This is a genomic window from Burkholderia sp. COPS (assembly GCF_019425585.1).
Lineage (GTDB): Bacteria > Pseudomonadota > Gammaproteobacteria > Burkholderiales > Burkholderiaceae > Burkholderia > Burkholderia cepacia.
Genome location: NZ_WIXR01000106.1, coordinates 1 through 1717, shown reverse-complemented (window position 1 = coordinate 1717; position 1717 = coordinate 1). Strand labels below are relative to the sequence as shown.

Annotated in this window: 3 protein-coding genes; 2 read left to right on the top strand and 1 reads right to left on the bottom strand. The window is 68.7% G+C overall.

Translation table 11 applies throughout. The annotated features are described in order from the left end of the window. Positions 1-409, top strand: a 409-nt coding sequence (gene yjgA / locus FOZ70_RS37805) for a ribosome biogenesis factor YjgA (protein ID WP_219707915.1), incomplete at its 5' end; no start/stop codon positions are given. Continuing rightward, complete coding sequence (gene mog, locus FOZ70_RS37800; RefSeq protein ID WP_059555215.1) at positions 393-1007, top strand: molybdopterin adenylyltransferase; 615 nt, start codon at positions 393-395, stop codon at positions 1005-1007. The genes yjgA and mog, both read left to right, overlap by 17 nt. Before the next feature lie 34 nt (positions 1008-1041). Here mog and orn read toward each other — a convergent pair whose 3' ends face one another. Continuing rightward, a complete protein-coding gene (gene orn, locus FOZ70_RS37795; RefSeq protein ID WP_021159736.1) occupies positions 1042-1662 on the bottom strand; it encodes an oligoribonuclease in 621 nt (206 codons plus the stop codon). Between the last annotated feature and the right edge of the window lie 55 nt (positions 1663-1717).

Sequence of the window (1717 nt, the reverse complement as noted above, 5' to 3'; positions counted from 1 at the left end):
CGAAGCCCGCCGGATCACCGATCACGAAGGCAAGCGCCGCCAGCTCCAGTACGTCGGCCGCGTGATGCGCTCGCTGACCGACGACGAGACGGCCGCGCTGCGCACCGCGCTCGACGCGCAGCGCGGCGTGAACAAGGCCGCGACGGCCCGCCTGCACTGGATCGAACGCACGCGCGAACAGTTGCTCGCGAACGACGACGCGCTGACCGAATTCCTGCGCCAGCACCCGGAAGCCGATATCCAGGAAGGCCGCACGCTGATCCGCAACGCACGCAAGGAAGCGCAGCAGGGCAAGCCGCCCCGCTATTTCCGCGAGCTGTTCCAGTGGATCAAGGCCGCCGGCGGCGCGTCCGATGCGGACGACGAAGCGGCGGACGACGCCGGAGACGACCATGACGACGAAGCGTAACCACCCGGACGAGCTCGTCGTCGGCCTCGTGTCGATCAGCGACCGCGCGAGCACGGGCGTCTACGAAGACAAGGGCATTCCGGCGTTGCAGGAATGGCTCGCCGGCGCGCTTACGTCGCCGTGGCGCGCCGAAACGCGCCTGATCCAGGACGATGCGCCCACGATCTCCGCCACGCTCGCCGAGCTCGTCGACGTCGCGGGATGCGACCTCGTGCTGACGACCGGCGGCACGGGCCCCGCTCGCCGCGACGTGACGCCCGAGGCCACGCTGGCCGTGGCGACGAAGGAAATGCCCGGGTTCGGTGAACAGATGCGGCAGATCAGCCTGAATTTCGTGCCGACCGCGATCCTGTCGCGGCAGGTCGCGGTGATCCGCGAAACGGCCCAGGCCGACCATGCGGCGCTGATCATCAACCTGCCGGGCCAGCCGAAATCGATCCGGGAAACGCTCGAAGGGCTGCGCGATGCCGACGGCAAGTCGACCGTGCCCGGCATCTTCGCCGCGGTGCCCTACTGCATCGACCTGATCGGCGGCCCGTATATCGAGACCGACGACGCGGTGGTTGCGGCGTTCCGGCCGAAAAGCGCGCGGCGCTGAGCCTGTACCCAGCGCCGGGCGCGTGCCGGCCCGCTCAGGCGGCCGGCGCGGACTCGCCTGCCGGAGCCGACGCGGCCGGAATCAGGAAATGCTCGCGGTAGTACTTCAGCTCGTCGATCGACTCGTGGATGTCCGCGAGCGCCGTGTGCATCGCCCGCTTCTGGAACCCCTTGTAGATTGCCGGCTGCCAGCGGCGGCACAGCTCCTTGAGCGTACTGACGTCGAGGTTGCGGTAGTGGAAGAACCGCTCGAATTCGGGCATCCAGCGCGCCATGAAGCGGCGGTCCTGGCAGATCGAGTTGCCGCACATCGGCGACTTGCCGGGCGACACGTACTGCGCGAGGAACGCCTGCAGCTGCGCGGCGGCGTCCGCCTCGGTCACGGTCGACGCGCGAACGCGGTCGATCAGGCCCGAGCGGCCGTGCGTCGACTTGTTCCAGTCGTCCATCTTCGCGAGCGTTTCGTCGCTCTGGTGGATCGCGAACACGGGGCCTTCGACGGCGACGTCGAGCGTGGAATTGGTCACGACGACCGCGATCTCGATGATGCGGTCGTTATCCGGGTCGAGGCCCGTCATCTCCATGTCGAGCCAGACGAGGTTCAACTCGTTGCGCACGAGCGCGGGCTGGCTGGTGGAAGCGGCGGTATCGGTCATGAGTCATCCTGGAAAATGGCGGGCAGCGCGCGGCGCCGCCCGGGCGGCCGGCATC

Bases quoted from the DNA above. Each gene is read 5' to 3' on its own strand.
- mog (WP_059555215.1), top strand. From the start codon at position 393: ATGACGACGAAGCGTAACCACCCGGACGAGCTCGTCGTCGGCCTCGTG.
- orn (WP_021159736.1), bottom strand. From the start codon at position 1,662: ATGACCGATACCGCCGCTTCCACCAGCCAGCCCGCGCTCGTGCGCAAC.